Here is an 18,760-nt window from a genome sequence, read left to right on the forward strand (position 1 = left end):
GCCCCTCGGGGCTGATGGCCGGCCCGGCGTCGCTGCCGGCCCGGTCACTCATCAATCCCCGTCATCGGCGGGTATGAATTGAGGTCACCATGAAAATCCGTGAGCTAGCCCAGCACTGGGAAGAGAATGCCAAGGGTCGCCTGACCGATACCGGTTACGCCGTTCATCTGGACGTTGAAGCGGCCGCCCGCCTCGCCGCGATCACCGAAATGTACCCCAAGCGCAGCCCGGAGGAGCTGCTCGGCGAACTCATCGGCGCCGCCCTGGAGGAACTCGAGGCGAGTTTCCCCTATGTCCAGGGCCCGCATGTGGTCGCCACCGACGAGGAAGGTGACCCCCTGTACGAAGATGTCGGGGCCACCCCACGCTTCCTGACCCTGTCCCGTCGCCATCTGCATAACCTGTCTTCCGGGACCGACGGGGCCAAGCACTGAAGAACCCCCGCCACTTTCCCGCAAGCCCCGGTATTCCTGGCTCCCGACCGAGCCGGGATACCGCTGCGCCGCGCAAAAGTTCAGATTTTCTGCATTGACCGATCAGTCAGTATTTTTTTCGGGCGATTGGCCATCTCCGCTGAACTATTCAAAAAAGCCTCAGGTCACAGCCAGTAGCCATCACTGGCACAGCTGCTGCGAAAAATACCCGGCCGACACGGCGGGGTCTGCGCTGAAGGCCCTCGGGCCCGTGATGGGGATTGATGTTTTTCAGGAGCTATCCAATGGAGTTGAAGACCATGAAAACCAGCACAGTCACATCCTCGTTCAACCACCTGCGCGGGCTGAAACTGGCCGCTCTGGCACTGGGTACCAGCTTCATCCTGGCCGGCTGTGCCGGGAACCCGCCGAGCGAGCAATATGCGGTGACCCAATCCGCCGTCAACAGCGCCGTCAGCGCCGGCGGTACCGAATACGCCGCGGTGGAAATGAAATCGGCCCAGGACAAGCTCAAGCAGGCCGAACTGGCCATGCATGACAAGAAATACGACGACGCCCGCCGCCTGGCCGAGCAGGCCGAATGGGATGCCCGCGTCGCCGAACGCAAGGCCCAGGCCGCCAAGGCCGAACTGGCCGTGAAGGATGCCCAGAAAGGTGTTCAGGAACTGCGCCAGGAAAGCCAGCGCCCCGTGGTGCAGCCGGCGCAATAAGCGCTCACGCAGCCTGAAGTTTCAACGGACAGATAAAGGACGAACATTATGCGCAATCAACTGATGATCCCCGCCCTGCTGGCTCTGAGCGTCGGCCTCGCAGCCTGCTCCACACCGCCCAACCCCAACCTGGAACAGGCGCGCACCAACTTCTCCGGCCTGCAGGCCGACCCGCAGGCGAGCAAGGTGGCGGCCCTCGAAACCAAGGACGCCAGCGACTACCTGGACAAGGCGGACAAGGCCTACCAGAACCGCGAGGATGAAAAGGTCGTCGACCAATTGGCCTACCTGACCAACCAGCGTGTCGAAGTCGCCAAGCAGACCATCGCTCTGCGCACTGCCGAGGCCAACCTGAAGAACGCCGCGGCGCAACGGGCCCAGGCCCGCCTGGACGCCCGCGATGCGCAGATCCGCCAGTTGCAGGAAAGCCTCAACGCCAAGCAGACCGATCGCGGCACCCTGGTGACTTTCGGTGACGTGCTGTTCGCCACCAACAAGGCCGAGCTCAAGCCCAATGGCCTGGCCAACATCAGCAAGCTGGCGCAGTTCCTCCAGCAGAACCCGGACCGCAAGGTGATCGTCGAGGGCTACACCGACAGCACCGGCACCGCGGCCTACAACCAGAGCCTGTCCGAGCGCCGCGCGACTTCGGTCCAGGTGGCCCTGATCAAGCTGGGCGTGGACCCGAGCCGCATCGTCACCCAGGGTTATGGCAAGGAGTACCCGGTCGCGGATAACGGCAGCGTCTCCGGCCGGGCGATGAACCGTCGCGTGGAAGTGACCATTTCCAACGACAACCAGCCAGTGGCACCACGCTCCTCGGTCAGCAGCAACTACTGATCATTCGAAGCGCCAATGAAAAGCCCCGCCTGATCGGATCAGGCGGGGCTTTTTCATGCGGCCAGCCAGCCGCTCACTGCTCCAGCTTGGGCGTCTCCTGGCCCATGCAGCGCACAGCCTGCTTCTTGTCGTTGACCAGCACGCCGGTCAGGCCTTTCTGTTCGGTGTCGAACAGCACCAGCACGCCATCGATGCACTGCGCGACCTGGTTGGCCGGCGTCAGCGAAACCTTGTAGTCCTCGCCCGCAATGGTCTTGAGCATGGTGAACTGGTTGAGTTCCAACGCATCCTCCGGCTTGGCGAAATGCAGGTAGCCGTAGTACCACAGGCAACCCACGGTGCCGATGATGCTGCAGATACCGGTGATGATCAGGGGAATGGCGTTGCGTTCTTCGGTCATTGCGGACTCTCTGGTTCGACTTTCGAATTCGGGGCAGCGGGATAATTGGGGATCTCGCCCAGCCGGCGCAAGCCGTTGAAATGCTGGGGATCCTCCAGGTAGCGCAGCATCACCTGGCGCCAGGTGGGGTCGGCGAAGGTCTGCACGTGTCCGCCGCGGGTCAGTTGTAGCACCCTTGGCGGGGGCGCGGCCTGATACAGGACAATGCCGTTGTTCAGGGGTACCAGCGGGTCGTCGATACTCTGGAAGATCAACTTGGGTACCCCCTTGAGTGCCGGCATGGCATGAATCGCGCTGTCGCCATCCGGCACCAGCCACGACAGCGGTATCTGGAACGGCCAGGTCAGCCAGGACCCGCCGAGGGCGAATCGGCCCACGTCGCGATAGCTGGCCGGCACGCCATCGAGCACCAGCGCCTTGATGCGTGACTGATAGCCGGGGTGTTCGCCCAGGTAATGCACCGCCATCGCGCCCCCCAGGCTCTGGCCCAGGACCACCAAGGGCTTGTCCCGGACTTCGGGGGCCTGCTCCAGCCAGTGGAACGCGGCCTCGATATCCTGGTAGACCGCCGGCAGGCTCGGTTCCCCCGCGGACAGGCCATAACCACGGTAATCGACCAGCAGCACCTGGTAACCCTGCTCCGGCAACCACCAACTGCCGCCCAGGTGCATGGACAGGTTGCCACCGTTGCCGTGCAGGTGCAGCACCGTACCCTTGACCGGCACCCCAGCCTTGGCCGGCAGCCACCAGGCCCGCAGGCGGGTGCCATCGGCGGCGGTGAGGGTGACGTCGCGGTAGGCGAGATGCGCCTGGTCCGGAGTGAACGGCAGGCCGGGCTCGGGGTAGAACAGCAGCGAGCTGCAGCCATTGAGGGCCAGGAGCAGGCAGAGGATGCCGAGGAGTCTCATCCGGTTGAAACCTCGCAAGAATCAGTGGCAACGACACCGTCCCCTGCAGGAGCCGGGCTTGCCCGCGAAGAGGCACGACCTGAAGCAATGCGTCAACTTGAAGGGTGCCTTCGCGGGCAAGCCCGCTCCTACAGGGGCGAGGTCAGATTCTGGATCAGAGGATATTGGAATAATCCGCCTCGATCCGATCCAGGCTCAGGTGATTGAGAAAGTTGCTGAAGCACATCCAGGCCGACAGCGCGTTCATGTCGCGGAACTGCTCCGGCAGGTATTTGGGTGGCGTCACCAGCCCTCGTCCACCAATTGGCGCAGGGTACGCATGTCCTCCAGCGTGGTCTTGCCGCAGAACAGCAACGGTACCTGTTCGAGCTTGCCCTTGCGCACGGCCAACTGGATGTAGTTGTAGACCATGATGAAGCCCTTGAGGTACGACAGGTCCTTGGTGAACGGCAACCCCGTCGGCACCGAACCGCGGAATATCCGGCTGGCATTGCCGTAGCTCTCCGCCATTTCGAAGCCCTGCTCGCGGAAGAACTCGAACACCTGGAGGAAGTCCGCGCCCTGCTCGACCATGTCGATGGCCCGGGTGCGGTTGGTCAGCTTGCGCAGGCGACTCGGATAGGAAGCGAAGGTGATGATTTCCATCAGGATCGCCAGGCCTTCCTGGGTCACCGTCGACGAGGGCGGGCCCTTGGACAGGAAGGTGCAGATCGGCTGGTTCAGGCCGTTGAGCGTGGTGCCGACATGCACCAGACCTTCATGCACCTCCAGCGCCCGCACATCCCGCGTATTGAACAGCGCATCGGTGCGGATCTTGATGTAGTCGGCACCCGCCGCCGCATCGGCGACGATCCCATCGGACTCGAACACCCGGATGGTCTCCTCGGCCTCGCCGAACACCTTGTTCAGCCGCCGTTGCAGCATGTCGACGGCGTCCTTGGCGGTCAGGGTCTTGGGCTCGTCCTTGAGGTCGCCGCGGCCGTCGATGTTGTTCAGGTAGTCCGACAGCATCAGCCCGAGGTCGGCCAGGGTCGGGTCGCCGGCATGGAACGCATCGGAAGCGGCGCCGTACAGTTCCTGGGAGATCAGCCCGAAATCCGGGGTGCCGCGGGCCTCGAGCATCCGCACGACCATGCGGTACTCCCGGCACATGCGCCGCATGATCTGCCCGACGGGGCTGAACTGGCCGAGCTGGCGGGTGATGTCGCGCTCGATGTTCTGCAACTCGAGCTTGACCGCCCCGGAGTCGAACGACAGTGGCCGCGACGTGTAGTAGTCACGATCCACCGCCGGCATTTCCTTGCCCTTGGCCTTGAGAAAGCCCTTGCGGATGTTCTCGTCCCACTTCACCGCATCGAGCACGCGAATCGGTGTCTGCGCCAGCACAATGCGGTCGGACAGGCTGCGTATCGTCTGCTGGTATTCGTCCAAGGAAAACTCCTGATCGTCGCTGCGGTGTCTGGCCGTGCCCTCTAGCTTAGACGGAGGCCAGCACCAGATGCATGTAACGGGTGAGAATGCCGAGCCGGTCCTGCTCGGTCTCGGGCTCCGCATCGTCGAGAAGGCCCTGATATTCCATCCGTCCGATAATCGCCGTCAACACTTTGGCATCCTGCTCCGGTTGCCTTGACCCCAGTACCTGGAAGAACTGGCAGGAGCCACGCAGCAGGATCTGCTGGTGCGAGCGCACCAACATCGCCAGGCGCGGGTTGAGCAGCGCCTCCTGGCGAAACGCCTGCTCGGCCATCAGGTATTCGCGCCGGTTGTGCAACTGGCGCTGGACGTAATCGGCGGTCATCCGGGCGATTTCATCGGCCAGTTGCGCCCGCGAGGCCGGGCTGCCATCGCCGTAGGCGACCATTTCGCGCAGCAGCCCCTCGTTGTTCTCCCACAGTTTGGCCATGTAGGCCGCACTGCGTTCGACGTACTGGGCAAAGGTATCGGTCAGCAGGTCGTCGATATCCTTGAAGTAGTAGGTGGTGGCCGACAACGGCACGCCCGCCTCGGCGGCCACTGCGCGATGACGCACGCCACGTACGCCGTCACGCACGACGATACGCATGGCCGCGTTGAGAATGTCCTGTCGCCGTTGCTCGCTGCCCTGTCGGCTGGCCTTGCGTCCCTGGTACTGAACGCTTTCAGCCAACGCGCTGGCCACACCAGCAGCCCCTTCTTGAGCCATTGCACGGTCCACTACAGGTATTCCTCTCTTGTAATAATCTGAAACTTCAGTACCAACACGCAATAAAAAAGCCGCCTTGCGAGGGCGGCTTTTTCAACGACGGTCTTATGCTTGCGGCCGCATGTGCGGGAACAGGATGACATCGCGGATCGACGGTGCGTTGGTCAGCAGCATCACCAGACGGTCGATACCGATACCCTCACCGGCGGTCGGCGGCATGCCGTACTCCAGGGCGCGAACGAAGTCGGCATCGTAGTGCATGGCTTCGTCGTCACCGGCATCCTTCTCCGCCACCTGGGCCTTGAAGCGCTCGGCCTGGTCCTCGGCGTCGTTGAGCTCCGAGTAGGCGTTGGCAATTTCACGGCCGCCGATGAACAGCTCGAAGCGGTCGGTGACGTTCGGGTTCTTGTCGTTGCGACGCGCCAGCGGCGAGACTTCGAACGGGTACTCGGTGATGAAGTGCGGCTGCTCCAGCTTGTGCTCGACCAGTTCTTCGAAAATCATCACCTGCAGTTTGCCCAGGCCTTCGTGGCCGAGCACCTTGGCGCCGGCCTTCTTCGCGATTTCGCGAGCCTTGTCGACATCCAGCAGGTCGGCTTCGGTCAGTTCCGGGTTGTACTTGAGAATCGAGTCGAATACCGACATGCGGGCGAACGGTTCGCCGAAGTGGAACACCTTGTCGCCGTAAGGCACGTCGGTGCTGCCCAGAACGGCCTGGGCCAGTTCACGGAACAGTTCTTCGGTCAGGTCCATGTTGTCTTCGTAGTCGGCGTAGGCCTGGTAGAACTCGAGCATGGTGAACTCGGGGTTGTGCCGGGTCGAAACGCCTTCGTTACGGAAGTTGCGGTTGATCTCGAACACCCGCTCGAAGCCACCGACCACCAGACGCTTGAGGTACAGCTCCGGCGCGATACGCAGGTACATGCCCATGTCCAGCGCGTTGTGGTGGGTTTCGAACGGCTTGGCCGCGGCACCGCCGGGAATGGTCTGCAGCATCGGCGTTTCCACTTCCATGAAGTCGCGCTTCATCATGAAGCTGCGGATGTGGGCGATGACTTGCGAGCGCACGCGGAAGGTCTGCCGGGTGTCCTCGTTGACGATCAGGTCGACGTAGCGCTGACGGTAGCGCTGTTCGGTGTCGGTCAGGCCGTGGTGCTTGTCCGGCAGCGGGCGCAGCGACTTGGTCAGCAGGCGCACGTCGGTCATTTCGACGTACAGGTCGCCCTTGCCGGAACGGGCCAGGGTACCCTCGGCGCTGATGATGTCACCCAGGTCCCAGGTCTTCACGGCCGCCAGGGTCTCTTCCGGGAGGGTCTTGCGGTTGACGTAGACCTGGATGCGCCCGGACATGTCCTGGATCACCATGAACGAGCCACGGTTGAGCATGATGCGACCGGCAACCTTGACCGGGATCGCCGCCTCTGCCAGCTCTTCCTTGGTCTTGTCGGCGTACTGTTTCTGCAGGTCTTCACAGTAGGCGTCACGGCGGAAGTCGTTGGGGAAGGCATTGCCCTTGCTGCGCTCGGCGGCAAGCTTTTCCTTGCGCAGGGCGATCAGGGCGTTTTCTTCCTGTTGCAGGGCTTGCGTGTCGAGTTGTTGGTCGCTCATGTCTTTAAATTTTCCATCACAGGTTCGTTGCCCCCGGCCTGCGGCCGGGGATCGCCAGCAAGCCGGCTACCACAGTAGTGTCCTACAGCCCTTGCTTGAGGCTGGCCACCAGGTATTCATCGATGTCGCCGTCCAGCACCTTGTCGCAGTCGCTGCGTTCGATGTTGGTGCGCAGGTCCTTGATCCGCGAGGCATCGAGCACATAGGAGCGGATCTGGTGCCCCCAGCCGATGTCCGACTTGGAGTCTTCCAGGGCCTGGGAAGCGGCGTTGCGCTTCTGCATTTCCTGCTCGTACAGGCGCGCCCGCAACATCTTCATCGCGGTGTCCTTGTTCGCGTGCTGGGAACGCTCGTTCTGGCAGCTGACCACGGTGTTGGTCGGCACGTGGGTGATACGGACCGCCGAGTCGGTGGTGTTGACGTGCTGACCACCGGCACCGGAGGAACGATAGGTATCGATCCGCAGGTCCGCCGGGTTGATGTCGATTTCGATGTTGTCATCGATTTCCGGCGAGACGAACACCGCGCTGAACGAGGTGTGGCGACGGTTGCCGGAGTCGAACGGGCTCTTGCGCACCAGGCGGTGCACGCCGATTTCGGTGCGCAGCCAGCCAAAGGCGTACTCGCCCTTGATATGCACGGTCGCGCCCTTGATCCCGGCGACTTCGCCGGCGGACAGTTCCATGATGGTGGCGTCGAAACCGCGCTTGTCGGCCCAGCGCAGGTACATGCGCAGCAGGATGTTGGCCCAGTCCTGGGCTTCGGTGCCGCCGGAACCGGCCTGGATGTCCAGGTAGGCGTGGTTCTGGTCCATTTCGCCGCTGAACATCCGGCGGAATTCCAGCTTCTCGAGGATTTCGCGCAGGCGCTCGACCTCGGCGGCGACATCGTCGACAGCGCCCTGGTCTTCTTCGGCTGCGGCCATTTCCAGCAGGTCGCTGGCATCGCTCAGGCCGCTGGACATTTCATCCAGGGTCTCGACGATCTGGGCCAGGGTGGCACGCTCGCGGCCCAGGTTCTGGGCGTATTCGGGGTTGCTCCAGACACTCGGGTCTTCGAGCTCGCGGTTGACTTCGATCAGGCGCTCATGCTTTTGATCGTAGTCAAAGATACCCCCGAATAGTTTCGGAGCGCTCGGACAGGTCCTTGATACTGTTAAGGATCGGGTTGATTTCCATGGCGGGCAGCACTCGTCGGTGAACTTTTGAAAGCCGGCGAGTATAACGCAATTGTAACCATCCCGGCAGCCCGCTTGGCGGGGCAGCGGCCGCCAGCGTGGCAATTTTCCGGCCACCTCCCTGTCACGGCTGGCCGATGCCCACCTGGTTACGCCCATTGTGCTTGGCCAGGTAGAGCCCCTTGTCGGCCGTCAGGATCAGTTCCCGGCAGTTGTCACCCTGCTGCGGGACCAGGGTCGCCAGGCCGATGCTGATGGTCAGCACCGAGCCCTCGCTGGGCGTGTTGTGGGCAATTTTCAGCGCCGCCACGTTCTGGCGCAGCTTCTCCGCCACCAGGCGCGCCCCCCTAGGGAGGTGTTGGGCAGCACCAGGGAGAATTCCTCGCCACCATAGCGGGCCGGCAGGTCCGAAGGGCGGCTGCTGGCTTCGCGAATGGCTCCGGCGACCCGGCGCAGCGCCTCGTCGCCCTCCAGGTGGCCAAAGCTGTCGTTATAGGCCTTGAAGTAGTCGACGTCGATCATCAGCAACGACAGTTGCGTCTGCTCGCGCTGGGCCCGGCGCCACTCCAGCTCCAGGTACTCGTCGAAATGTCGGCGGTTGGACAGCCCGGTCAGGCCGTCCGAGTTCATCAGCCGCTGCAGCACCAGGTTGGTGTCGAGCAACTGCTGCTGGCTCAGGCGCAAGGCGCGATAGGCGGCGTCACGCTGCAGCAGCATCATGTAGGAGCGCGAATGGTAGCGGATCCGCGCCACCAGTTCGATGGTATCCGGCAGCTTGACCAGATAATCGTTGGCCCCGGCGGAAAACGCCGCGCTCTTGATCAGCGGGTCCTCCTTGGTCGACAGCACGATGATCGGAATGTCCTTGGTGGCCGGGTGATTGCGGTACTCGCGCACCAGGCTCAGGCCGTCGAGTCCCGGCATCACCAGATCCTGCAGGATCACCGTGGGCTTGATCCGGATCGCATGGGCGATGGCCTGGTGGGGATCGGCACAGAAGTGAAAATCGATGTTCGCCTCTGTGGCCAGCCCCCGACGCACCGCCTCGCCGATCATGGCCTGGTCGTCGACCAGCAGCACCATCGCGGCGTTTTCATCGGTGGGTTTGAATTCCTCCAGCTCTAAATCATTCATGCGCGTTCACCTGATTTACTGCATGCAAGCCATGAGTGCTGATTGCCTGTAGGGCTCATGTTGGAAATATCTCCAGCAAACGTGGCGCGATCCTGTTCAGCGAGCGAATTTCCACCGCGGCGTCGATAGCGGCTGCCGCCTTGGGCATGCCGTACACCGCGCTGCTTTCCTGATCCTGGGCGATCGTCAGATAGCCTCGCTCACGCATCAACTTCAAGCCCTGGGCACCATCGCGGCCCATGCCGGTGAGCAGCACGCCCACCGCGTCACCCTTCCAGTAATTGGCAACGCTTTCAAAGAACACATCGATGGACGGGCGATAAATCTCGTTTACCGGTTCGGCGGTATAGGCCAGCGTACCGTTCTGCAACAAGCGGATATGATGGTTGGTGCCGGCCAGCAGCACCGTACCGTTCTGCGGCGGCTCGCCATCGCGGGCCAGCCTGACCGGCAACCCGCAGGCACTGCCCAGCCATTCGGCCATGCCGGCGGCGAATACCTGGTCGACATGCTGTACCAGCACGATCGCCGCGGGGAAATCGCTCGGCAGGCCCTTGAGCAGGTTTTCCAGGGCAGCCGGGCCGCCAGCCGAGGAGCCGATGGCCACCAGTTTCTGCCGGTCCCCACCATTCTCACCGGGAGTCGGGACGCTGCGCACCCGACTGCCGCGCTGGCCGATCAGCCAACTGATATTGAGGATCTTGCGCAGCAGCGGCGCCGCGGCATCCCGCGGGTTGGCGCCGCCAATGGCCGGCGTATCGACCACATCGAGCGCCCCATGGCCCATGGCTTCGAACACCCGGTGCACATTCTGCTGGCGGTCGACGGTGACGATGACGATCGCGCAGGGCGACTCGGCCATGATCCGGCGCGTGGCCTCCACGCCATCCATCACCGGCATGATCAGGTCCATCAGGATCAGGTCCGGGGTGTCCTCGGCGCACAGCCTCACCGCATCGGCGCCATTGTTCGCCACCCAGATCACCTGGTGTGCCGGCTCGAACGCCAGGGCACGGCGCAAGGCCTCGACGGCCATGGGCATGTCGTTGACGATCGCGATCCTCATCCCTGGGCGCCTCCTATCAGTTCCACCACCGCATCGAGCAAGGCATCGTCATGGAAACTGGCCTTGGCCAGATAATAGTCGGCTCCGGCGTCCAGTCCACGTCGACGGTCCTCTTCGCGGTCCTTGTAGGACACCACCATCACCGGCAACGACTGCAGGCGACTGTCGCGACGCAACAGCGTGACCAGTTCGATGCCGTCCATGCGCGGCATGTCGATGTCGGTGATCAGCAGGTCGAAATCCTCCGCGCGCAGGACGTTCCAGCCGTCCATGCCATCCACCGCCACCGCCACCTCGTAACCGCGGTTGATCAACAGCTTGCGTTGCAGTTCGCGCACGGTCAGGGAGTCGTCGACCACCAGGATGCGCTTGCGCGCCACTTCGCTGGACTGGCGATTGCGCCGGTCGATACGTTCCAGCCGACCGGTGTTGAGCAGCTTGTCCACCGAACGCAGCATGTCCTCGACATCGACGATCAGCGCCACCGAGCCATCATCGAGCAAGGCCCCGGCGGAAATGTCCTGGACCTTGCCCAGGCGCGGATCGAGCGGCAGCACCACCAGGGTGCGCTCGCCGATGAAACGTTCGACCGCCAGCCCGTAGACCGTATCACGCTCGCGGATCACCACGACCTTGAGGGTATCGCCGACATGCTCGCTGGCCGGCCGCTGCAGCAACTGGCTGGCGGCGACCAGGCCGGCATGGCGGCCTTCGTGCCAGAAATGCTGGCGCCCCTCCAGTTGCACGATCTCTTCGGTCGGCAGGTCGAGCATCCGCTCGATATGCGCCAGCGGGAAGGCATAGGCCTCACCGCCCACCTCGACCACCAGGCTGCGCACCACCGACAGGGTCAGTGGCACTTCCAGATGGAAGCGGCTGCCCTGCCCGGTCGTCTGCTCCAGCACCACCGCACCGTGCAGTTGCCGAACCATGTGCTGCACGGCGTCCAGCCCGACACCACGCCCGGAGACCTCGGTGACCTTGTCGCGCAGGCTGAAACCGGGCAGGAACAGAAAGGTCAGCAATTCCTCCTCGCTCAGCTGCGCGGCGGTTTCGGCAGGCGACAACTTGCGCTCGACGATACTGCGGCGCAGCCGTTCGAGGTCGACGCCACCGCCGTCGTCCTGCAGTTGCAGCACCAGCAGGCCGGCCTGGTGCGAGGCACGCAGGCGAATCAGGCCCTCGGCGGGCTTGCCGGCCAGCACACGCCGCTCCGGGCTCTCGATACCGTGGTCGACGGCATTGCGCAGCAGGTGGGTCAGCGGTGCCTCGAGTTTTTCCAGGACATCGCGATCGACCTGGGTCTTCTCCCCTTCGATCTCCAGTCGCACCTGCTTGCCCAGGCTGCGGCCGAGATCGCGGACCATCCGCGCCTGCCCGCCCAGGACATCGGCAAAGGGCCGCATGCGGCAGGCCAGGGCCGTGTCATAGAGCACCTGGGCCCGCTGGCCGGCCTGCCAGCCGAATTCGTCGAGTTCGGCAATCTGGGTGATCAGCATCTGCTGCGCCTCGGCCAACTGGCGCCGGGCGTCCGCCAGCGCTTGCTCGGCCTCCAGGCCCAGACCGACGCCTTTCAACTGATCGCCGAGACTGTCCAGCGCCCGCTGGCTGTTGCCCTGCATGCGCCGCAGGCGCTGCAGGCTGGCCAGGTAGGGCTTGAGCCGCTGGGTTTCGACCAGGGATTTGCTCGACAGGTCGAGCAGGCTGTTCAGCCGCTCGGCCGTGACCCGCAACACCCGCTCGCCACCCTCGGTGACGGCGCGCCTGTTCGGCGGCACGACGGGTTCCGCCTCGACCGGGGCGGGAGCAGGCAACGGCTCGGGCTCGGCAACCACCACCGGCTCGGCGACCGCCGGCGCTGTAGGCACTGTCGGCGCCACGGCAGGCGCGACCCGGGCGCCCGGGGCCGAAGGATCGAGCAGCGTCTTCATCAGCAGCAGGTAGGCCTCGACGTCGACCGGCCCGACGTTGGCGCTGCCCGGCGTGGCGATACGCATGAGCATGTCGGTGCCCTGCAGCAAGGCATCGATGTGTTCGGGCAGCAGATACAGCCGCCCCTCCTGGGCGCTGACAAGGCAGTCCTCCATCACATGGGCCACGCTCACTCCGGCATCGACGCCGACAATCCGCGCCGCGCCCTTGAGAGAGTGGGCGGCACGCATGCAGGCTTCGAGCTGATCGGCCTGGGTCGGGTTGCGCTCCAGCGCCAGCAGGCCGGCGCTGAGCACCTGGGTTTGGGCCTCGGCCTCCAGGCTGAACAGCTCGAGCAACGACGAGTCGCGCATTTGATCTGGGGTCATGTCAGGCTCCGGGCCACGGCCGACAGCAATTGCTCTTCATCCAGCCAGCGCAGACTGCGGCCCCTGAACGGCAATACGCCCCGGGTATATTTGGAGCTGGCCTGGGGGCCGGCAGCGCAGGCGCCATCGAGCAGGCGCTGGTCGATGGCGTGGATCCCGTCCACTTCATCCACCGGTACCACCACCGGGCCGCCCTGGGCGGCAATGATCAGCATGCGCGGCATGACCCGGCCAGCAGGTGCGGCCGCGACCGTCGCGTCCAGCCCCAGCAGTTCCACCAACGACAGGCAGGCCACCAGCGCCCCCCGCACATTGGCGACGCCCAGCAGCGCCCGCGAGCGCTGGTGCGGCAGCGAATGAATCGAACACAACGGCGCGATCTCCACCAGGCAGCGGGTGGCCAGGCCCAGCCACTCCTCGCCGAGACGGAACATCAGCAGGGAGCGGGTGGCAACCGCCTCGCCCTCCTGCACCGCAACCTGCTCGCGGCTTTCCTGCCTCAGGGCATAGCGGTCCAGCAGACGGGTGGCGGCGGCGGAATACACCGCGCAGTTGCGACAATGGATATGGTCCGCCAACAGCGGGCAGGACTTGTCGCCGTGAATACCGATACGGTTCCAGCAATCGTCGATGGCCTCGGCGTCTTCATGGGTAAGGTTCAAGGCTGTCAAACCGCTCATCGTTTACGCTCACTGTCAGCGGCCCGCCCGCTACGGGCGGCGCGGTCCTGCAATCGTCGGGCTCCGGCCGCGTCGCCCTGGGCGGCCAGCAGCGCGGCCAGTTGCGCCAGGGTCTCAGGGTGTTGCGGGTCGAGGTACAGCGCCTTGCGGTAGAAGCCCTGGGCCTGTTGCGCATTACCCGCCACCTCGCTCAGCAAGCCCTGCCAGTAGAACACCTGGGGCACCGGCTCGTGTTGCCGCAGAAAGCTGTCGCAGGCCTGGCGGGCCTCATCGCTGCGCCCCTCGTTGGCCAGCTCGGCAATTCGCGCCAGCAGGCTCGCGGCGTCGCCCGCCGGCGCAGGCGGCCTCGCGGGCGGGGCCGGCGGCGGTACGCCAGCCAGCGCCGGACGCGGGGGCAGCCGCGGGGGCACAACGTTTTTGGGTGGGGTACGGACGGGCAGCGGTGGCGGCATGACCGGTGCCACAAAAGCCAACACCGGTTCCGCTTCGGTCGGCAAATGGCGACGAAACGCGAACGACTGCGGTACGCCGATGGAGCGCATACCCAGCCGCCCCAGCAGGTTGCCCTCGGCCGGGCCGATGAACAGCACGCCGTCGACATGGGTCAGGCGCTTGAGAATCTCGAAGACCTGCTGCTGGGTCGGCAGGTCGAAATAGATCAGCAGGTTGCGGCAGAACACGAAGTCATAGACCTCGCCGGCCAGCAGCCCGGGTTCCAGCAGGTTGCCCGCGCGCAGCCGGACCTGCTCGCGAACCCGCTCACTAACCTGGTAGCCCTCCTCGAGCGCGGTGAAATGCCGCTCGCGAAAGCCGATGTCCTCGCCGCGAAACGAGTTTCTGCCATAAATGGCGCGCCTGGCGCGCTCGATCGACGCCGGGCTGACGTCGATCCCGTCGACCTTGAACTGGTGGGGTGCCAGCCCGGCATCGAGCAGTGCCATGGCGATCGAATAGGGCTCCTCGCCGGTGGAACACGGCAGGCTGAGGATCTTCAGCGCGCGCATGCCACGCAGTTGCTCCTGGCGCTCGGTGGCCAGGCGGGCCAGCGTCGCGAAGGATTCGGGATAGCGGAAAAACCAGGTTTCCGGGACGATCACCGCCTCGATCAGCGCCTGCTGTTCGTCGGCGCAGCCTTGCAGCCGGGCCCAGTACTGCTCGGGCGTGTCCATCTGCAACTGGGTGCAGCGCTGGCGTACGGCACGCTGAATGATCAGCGGTCCGACCGAAGCAACGTCCAGGCCGATCCGCTCCTTGAGAAAATCGAAGAATCGCTGGTCGGTGCTCATCACAGGCCCTCGGCGGATTCGGGAAACAGCAGGGCATGCACCTCTGGCCTGAGCAGTTCGTTGACGCGGATACGTTGCACCAGCCCCTGCCCGTCCTCCCGTACCGGTCCCAGGTAAGGCGCCTGGCGGTTGTCCAGGCCGTAGGGCTGGAAGTCGTTCGGGTTGCAACGCAGGGTATCAGTGGCCTGTTCGAGAATCAGCCCGAGCAGAGCACTGGCGGCATCCGGCTCAGGCCGGTAATGCACCAGCACCAGGCGCGTGCTGGTGCGGGCCACGGCGGGCTGGCCGAAGGTCATGGCACTGACATCGATCACCGGGACCATCGAGCCACGATGGGCGAATACGCCCGCGACCCAGTCCGGCGCATGGGCGATAGCCTTGAGCTGCAGGCGCGGCAGCACCTCTGCGATCTCCACAGCTTGCAGGGCATAGCGCTCGCTGCCGATGCGAAAGACCAGGAACAGGGTGTCCCGGGACTGCGCGCTGGCGACGCGCTTGGCCAGCAGTTCGCTCATCAGACTTTGAAACGCGAGACGCCGCTGCGCAGGCCGACCGCGACCTGGCTCAGCTCGTCGATGGCAAAACTGGCCTGGCGCAGGGACTCGACGGTCTGGCTGCTGGCATCACCCAACTGCACCAGCGCAAGGTTGATCTGCTCGGCGCCGGTGGCCTGCGCCTGCATGCCCTCGTTGACCATCAGCACCCGCGGCGCCAGGGCCTGTACCTGGTGAATGATCTGCGAGAGCTGCTCGCCGACCTGCTGCACTTCGAACATGCCGCGACGCACCTCCTCGGAGAACTTGTCCATGCCCATGACCCCGGCGGACACCGCCGACTGGATCTCGCGCACCATCTGTTCGATGTCGTAGGTGGCCACGGCGGTCTGGTCGGCCAGGCGACGCACCTCGGTGGCGACCACGGCGAAACCGCGGCCGTACTCCCCGGCCTTCTCCGCCTCGATGGCGGCGTTGAGCGAGAGCAGGTTGGTCTGGTCGGCGACCTTGACGATGGTCACCACCACCTGGTTGATGTTGCCGGCCTTTTCGTTGAGGATCGCCAGCTTGGAGTTCACAAGTTCGGCGGCCCCCATCACCGAATGCATGGTGTCCTCCATCCGGGCCAGGCCCTGCTGGCCGGAACCGGCGAGCACCGAGGCCTGGTCGGCGGCGGACGACACTTCGGTCATGGTGCGCACCAGATCACGGGAGGTCGCCGCAATTTCCCGCGAGGTCGCACCGATTTCAGTGGTGGTGGCGGCCGTCTCGGTGGCGGTGGCCTGCTGCTGCTTGGAAGTGGCGGCAATCTCGGTGACCGAAGTGGTCACCTGCACCGCCGAGCGCTGTGCCTGGGACACCAGGGCCGTCAGCTCGGTCATCATGTCGTTGAAACCGGTCTCCACCGAGCCGAACTCGTCCTTGCGCTCCAGGTTCAGGCGCTTGCTCATGTCGCCGGTACGCATGATCTCGAGAATTTCGACGATACGCTGCATCGGCGAGGTGATCGCGCGCATCAGCAACCAGCCGCACAGGCCTGCGGCGAACACCGCGAGCAACAGGGAAATGACCATGCTGATCTTCGCGGATGACACCGCGGAACTGATGGCATCGGTGGCCCGGTCGGCAACGTCCTTGTTCTGCAGGATGATGTCGTTGAGTTCCTTGCGCCCGTTCATCCAGGCCGGGGTCAGTTGCAGCTTGAACTGGCGGATCGCCTCATCGTTCTGCTTGCGCTGGTAGAGGTCGAGCACATTGGCCAGGGCCTTGGTGTAGTTCTCGTGCTCGCGCTTGAAGAGTTCGAAACGCGCCCGGTCGTCGCCGTCGAAGATGGTCTTCTGGTAATTCTCGATCTGCTCGAGCAGGCGACTGGTGAAGGCCTTGTACTGTTCCTGGTCGGCGGCGCTGATCACCCCGTCGCCGTTGAAGCCGAGCAACTGCTGGGTGAGCACGTAGCTCTCGACCCAGGAGCTGCGAATCATGGTGCTGTAGTAGACGCCGGGAATGGCATCGCTGCGCACACTCTCCTCACTGGACTCGATCGACAGCAACCGGGAATAAGCGGCAACGACCATCAACAACATGATCGCGATGATGACGGCAAAACTCGCGAGTATTCGTTGGCGCAGAGTCCAGTTCTTCACAATCAGTCCTCGGAAAGCATTCAAATGGAGGGCAGTATAGCCGAGCGTGTGCCATCATTTATGCACAGGCTATAACTGGGACTACAAATGTAGGGAATATAACTTACAGGAGATTTCTAATCCTTACCGGCTACTTGCCGACATCCCTACAAATCCCCCTGTGTGGTTGAAAGCGCAGTGTTGCCGTTCATGCGTTCCGTCAATTGGCCGTATCGATCATGAGAACTGCTTGATGCCCGTACTGCCCAGCCTGCGTAGCCGCCTTGCACTTGCCATCGCCCTGTTGGTGAGCATGCTGAGCTGGTTGCTGGGTTCGCTCATCGGGCACGATTCCAGTGTGCGGATGCGCGGTGAGATCGGCCAGGACCTGGCGGAAGCCGCCTACCAGATGTCCGACCGCCTGGACCGGGCCATGGCCAACCGCTTGCATCTGTTGAGTGTGATCAGCCACCTGAAGGTGCTGCAGCAGGCTTCCGACCTGGGAGAGATCCGCCAGTTGCTCGATCAGTTGCAGGGCGAATTCCCCGACATCGCCTGGCTCGGCCTGACCGATACCGCGGGTCGGGTGCGGGCCTCGACCGGGGGCATCCTGCAAGGCACCAGCATCAGCCAGCGCCCGGTGTTCCGCCGAGGCCTGGAGGGGGTGTTCATCGGGGATGTCCACGAGGCCGTGTTGCTCTCCAGACTCTTGCCCAACCCCAGCGGCGAACCCCTGAAGTTCGTCGACATCAGCCTGCCGGTGTTCAACGGCGCCAGCGGCGAAGCCCGGGAAAAGGTCGGGGTACTGGCCGCGCACCTCTCCTGGAACTGGGCCGAAAACCTGCGCCAGTCGTTGAAGGGGCCATTACAGGCACGGCGCAAGATCGAGTTCTTTGTCGTCGCCGCCGATCAGCGGATACTGCTCGGCCCCCGCGATGACATCGGCCAGCCGTTGCGCCTGCCGCTGCTCGACGGCTCGAACAAGCCACCGCGCTGGGCGGTCCAGCGCTGGCCGGATGGCCAGGAATACCTGACCGGCCTGGCGTCCAGTATCGGCCATGAAGCCTATGCCGGCCTGGGCTGGACCGTGGTCACCCGCCAGACCCTCGACGAGGCGTACGCCCCGGCCAAGGAGCTGCAGCGCGATATCCTGGTCTGGGGCGTTGCCCTGGCGGCGATCGTCGCCCTGATCGGCTGGTTGCTGGCCACCTGGTTCACCCGGCCGCTGAAAGCCATCGCCAATGCCGCCGATCGCCTGAGCATCGGTGAGACGATGGAGATTCCCGAGCTCAAGGGCACGCGGGAAATCGCCCAGTTGAGCCAGTCGATCCGTCACCTGGTGGACAGCCTGAGCAATCACCAGACGGCCCTCGGAGTCATGGAAAGCCTGGCGCACCATGATGCACTGACCGGCCTGCCCAACCGGGCGGCGCTGGAGAAATACCTGCCACGGGCGCAGCAGCGCAGCCAGTCGCAGAACAATTGCCTGGCACTGCTGTATCTGGACCTGGATGGATTCAAGCCGATCAACGACCAGTTCGGCCATGCCGGCGGCGATGAACTGCTGAGGGAGGTGGCCAGGCGGCTGCGCACCTGCCTGCGCGAGGGCGACATGGTCGCCCGACTCGGCGGCGATGAATTCCTGATGGTGCTGCAGGTGCCGCGCAACGATGCCTTGAACCAGGCCAGGGCGATCGCCAATCGGGTGCTCGCCAGCCTCGCGCACTCCATCATGCTGCACCAGGTGGCGGCGCAAATCGGTTGCAGCATCGGCGGCGCAATCTGGCCGCTCGATGACCCGGACCTCAGCGACGTCCTGGGGCTGGCGGACAAGGCCCTTTACCGGGCCAAGCATGCGGGCAAAGGGCAGGCCTGCTTCCATCAGGCCGAGGAACCGCTGCCCGGCCTCCAGTGACGCC

General features: G+C 64.3%; 15 protein-coding genes and 2 pseudogenes. 4 read left to right on the forward strand and 13 right to left on the reverse strand.

Going from position 1 to position 18,760, the window contains the following annotated elements; translation table 11 throughout:
- The first annotated feature begins 89 nt into the window (after nt 1-89).
- The 3 genes from ACM62G_RS05930 to ACM62G_RS05940 all read left to right on the forward strand — a co-directional run bounded on the left by ACM62G_RS05930 (nt 90) and on the right by ACM62G_RS05940 (nt 1,984).
- Nucleotides 90-434 (forward strand): pilin assembly protein, encoded by a 345-nt coding sequence (locus tag ACM62G_RS05930; RefSeq protein ID WP_419736844.1) that lies wholly within the window; start codon nt 90-92, stop codon nt 432-434.
- 299 nt (nt 435-733) lie between these two features.
- On the forward strand, nt 734-1,144 hold the full coding sequence (locus ACM62G_RS05935; RefSeq protein ID WP_192842721.1) for a DUF4398 domain-containing protein: 411 nt from the start codon (nt 734-736) through the stop codon (nt 1,142-1,144).
- A gap of 48 nt (nt 1,145-1,192) precedes the next feature.
- A complete protein-coding gene (locus tag ACM62G_RS05940; RefSeq protein WP_054058700.1) occupies nt 1,193-1,984 on the forward strand; it encodes an OmpA family protein in 792 nt (263 codons plus the stop codon).
- Nucleotides 1,985-2,057: 73 nt separating this feature from the next.
- On the opposite strand, the gene ACM62G_RS05945 is transcribed toward ACM62G_RS05940, so the two are convergent.
- The 13 genes and pseudogenes from ACM62G_RS05945 to ACM62G_RS06005 all read right to left on the reverse strand — a co-directional run bounded on the left by ACM62G_RS05945 (nt 2,058) and on the right by ACM62G_RS06005 (nt 16,862).
- Entirely contained in the window at nt 2,058-2,384 is a 327-nt protein-coding gene (locus ACM62G_RS05945) for a hypothetical protein (RefSeq protein WP_054058699.1), read from the reverse strand.
- A complete protein-coding gene (locus tag ACM62G_RS05950; protein WP_419736845.1) occupies nt 2,381-3,292 on the reverse strand; it encodes an alpha/beta hydrolase in 912 nt (303 codons plus the stop codon). Before ACM62G_RS05950 ends, ACM62G_RS05945 begins: the two co-directional genes overlap by 4 nt.
- A gap of 154 nt (nt 3,293-3,446) precedes the next feature.
- A pseudogene (locus ACM62G_RS05955) lies at nt 3,447-4,723 on the reverse strand (flavohemoglobin expression-modulating QEGLA motif protein).
- 46 nt (nt 4,724-4,769) lie between these two features.
- Nucleotides 4,770-5,486 carry a TetR/AcrR family transcriptional regulator gene (locus ACM62G_RS05960; protein ID WP_419736846.1) on the reverse strand — a complete coding sequence of 239 codons (717 nt, stop codon included), beginning with the start codon at nt 5,484-5,486 and terminating at the stop codon, nt 4,770-4,772.
- A gap of 93 nt (nt 5,487-5,579) precedes the next feature.
- A complete protein-coding gene (gene lysS, locus ACM62G_RS05965; protein ID WP_273819407.1) occupies nt 5,580-7,082 on the reverse strand; it encodes a lysine--tRNA ligase in 1,503 nt (500 codons plus the stop codon).
- Nucleotides 7,083-7,164: 82 nt separating this feature from the next.
- Nucleotides 7,165-8,260, reverse strand: a protein-coding gene (gene prfB, locus ACM62G_RS05970; RefSeq protein ID WP_152972956.1) for a peptide chain release factor 2 whose coding sequence is annotated in 2 segments (ribosomal slippage) — nt 7,165-8,187 and nt 8,189-8,260 — 1,095 coding nt in all. Because the reading frame shifts where the segments join, the coding sequence is not laid out codon by codon here.
- 123 nt (nt 8,261-8,383) lie between these two features.
- Nucleotides 8,384-9,393 (reverse strand): annotated as a pseudogene (locus ACM62G_RS05975) (diguanylate cyclase).
- A gap of 55 nt (nt 9,394-9,448) precedes the next feature.
- Entirely contained in the window at nt 9,449-10,459 is a 1,011-nt protein-coding gene (locus tag ACM62G_RS05980; protein WP_054058693.1) for a chemotaxis response regulator protein-glutamate methylesterase, read from the reverse strand.
- Nucleotides 10,456-12,759, reverse strand: a complete 2,304-nt coding sequence (locus ACM62G_RS05985) for a hybrid sensor histidine kinase/response regulator (protein WP_419736847.1) — start codon at nt 12,757-12,759, stop codon at nt 10,456-10,458. Before ACM62G_RS05985 ends, ACM62G_RS05980 begins: the two co-directional genes overlap by 4 nt.
- Nucleotides 12,756-13,439 (reverse strand): chemotaxis protein CheW, encoded by a 684-nt coding sequence (locus ACM62G_RS05990; RefSeq protein WP_419736848.1) that lies wholly within the window; start codon nt 13,437-13,439, stop codon nt 12,756-12,758. Before ACM62G_RS05990 ends, ACM62G_RS05985 begins: the two co-directional genes overlap by 4 nt.
- Nucleotides 13,436-14,725 carry a CheR family methyltransferase gene (locus ACM62G_RS05995; RefSeq protein ID WP_419736849.1) on the reverse strand — a complete coding sequence of 430 codons (1,290 nt, stop codon included), beginning with the start codon at nt 14,723-14,725 and terminating at the stop codon, nt 13,436-13,438. The genes ACM62G_RS05990 and ACM62G_RS05995 overlap by 4 nt, the downstream gene beginning before the upstream one ends.
- Entirely contained in the window at nt 14,725-15,240 is a 516-nt protein-coding gene (locus ACM62G_RS06000; RefSeq protein ID WP_419736850.1) for a chemotaxis protein CheW, read from the reverse strand. The genes ACM62G_RS05995 and ACM62G_RS06000 overlap by 1 nt, the downstream gene beginning before the upstream one ends.
- Nucleotides 15,240-16,862 (reverse strand): methyl-accepting chemotaxis protein, encoded by a 1,623-nt coding sequence (locus ACM62G_RS06005; RefSeq protein ID WP_419736851.1) that lies wholly within the window; start codon nt 16,860-16,862, stop codon nt 15,240-15,242. The genes ACM62G_RS06000 and ACM62G_RS06005 overlap by 1 nt, the downstream gene beginning before the upstream one ends.
- A 232-nt stretch (nt 16,863-17,094) precedes the next feature.
- Here ACM62G_RS06005 and ACM62G_RS06010 point away from each other — a divergent pair, with 232 nt between their 5' ends.
- Nucleotides 17,095-18,756: a diguanylate cyclase domain-containing protein gene (locus ACM62G_RS06010; protein WP_419736852.1), complete on the forward strand. Its 1,662-nt coding sequence runs from the start codon at nt 17,095-17,097 to the stop codon at nt 18,754-18,756.
- Nucleotides 18,757-18,760: the final 4 nt, after the last annotated feature.

The sequence above is a fragment of the Pseudomonas sp. COR18 genome, assembly GCF_048568395.1.
Taxonomy (GTDB): domain Bacteria; phylum Pseudomonadota; class Gammaproteobacteria; order Pseudomonadales; family Pseudomonadaceae; genus Aquipseudomonas; species Aquipseudomonas fuscovaginae_B.

Coding starts and splice junctions, on each gene's coding strand:
- ACM62G_RS05995 (WP_419736849.1), bottom strand. CDS start 14,725: ATGAGCACCGACCAGCGATTCTTCGATTTTCTCAAGGAGCGGATCGGC.
- ACM62G_RS05985 (WP_419736847.1), bottom strand. CDS start 12,759: ATGACCCCAGATCAAATGCGCGACTCGTCGTTGCTCGAGCTGTTCAGC.
- ACM62G_RS05930 (WP_419736844.1), top strand. CDS start 90: ATGAAAATCCGTGAGCTAGCCCAGCACTGGGAAGAGAATGCCAAGGGT.
- lysS (WP_273819407.1), bottom strand. CDS start 7,082: ATGAGCGACCAACAACTCGACACGCAAGCCCTGCAACAGGAAGAAAAC.
- ACM62G_RS05945 (WP_054058699.1), bottom strand. CDS start 2,384: ATGACCGAAGAACGCAACGCCATTCCCCTGATCATCACCGGTATCTGC.
- ACM62G_RS05990 (WP_419736848.1), bottom strand. CDS start 13,439: ATGAGCGGTTTGACAGCCTTGAACCTTACCCATGAAGACGCCGAGGCC.
- ACM62G_RS06000 (WP_419736850.1), bottom strand. CDS start 15,240: ATGAGCGAACTGCTGGCCAAGCGCGTCGCCAGCGCGCAGTCCCGGGAC.
- ACM62G_RS05980 (WP_054058693.1), bottom strand. CDS start 10,459: ATGAGGATCGCGATCGTCAACGACATGCCCATGGCCGTCGAGGCCTTG.
- ACM62G_RS06010 (WP_419736852.1), top strand. CDS start 17,095: ATGCCCGTACTGCCCAGCCTGCGTAGCCGCCTTGCACTTGCCATCGCC.
- ACM62G_RS05940 (WP_054058700.1), top strand. CDS start 1,193: ATGCGCAATCAACTGATGATCCCCGCCCTGCTGGCTCTGAGCGTCGGC.
- ACM62G_RS05935 (WP_192842721.1), top strand. CDS start 734: ATGAAAACCAGCACAGTCACATCCTCGTTCAACCACCTGCGCGGGCTG.
- ACM62G_RS05950 (WP_419736845.1), bottom strand. CDS start 3,292: ATGAGACTCCTCGGCATCCTCTGCCTGCTCCTGGCCCTCAATGGCTGC.